General features: G+C 44.1%; 1 protein-coding gene. It reads right to left on the bottom strand.

Going from position 1 to position 261, the window contains the following annotated elements:
• On the bottom strand, positions 1-261 hold a 261-nt coding region (locus tag AAEZ00_RS21560), incomplete at both ends, for an antibiotic biosynthesis monooxygenase (protein WP_351089994.1).

Below are 261 nucleotides of genomic sequence, written 5' to 3'. Positions count from 1 at the left end.
ATCCCTCAGTGGTTAATAGTTGATAGTCAAACGCTTGCTGTAGATCGGTTAATGCCGATTTGATAAATGCTTGGGTATGATCGGCTGCAAAGTGGGCATCAAACGCAGCTTGGTCATCATAACGTTCCCAAAAAACAAACTGTTTAGGGTTCGTTTTATTTTGCAGCGCCATTGCAAGCGAACAGCCTGGTTCGCTATTCATATCCACACAAAATTGACGGACAGCTGCGATTCCCTGTGCTAATGGCACTTGGTCTTTAA

Source organism: Shewanella sp. S1-49-MNA-CIBAN-0167, from assembly GCF_040310145.1.
Classification (GTDB): Bacteria; Pseudomonadota; Gammaproteobacteria; order Enterobacterales; family Shewanellaceae; genus Shewanella; species Shewanella psychromarinicola.
The sequence above is the reverse complement of the archived record's forward strand: the minus strand, read 5'-3'. Positions and strand labels throughout refer to the sequence as shown.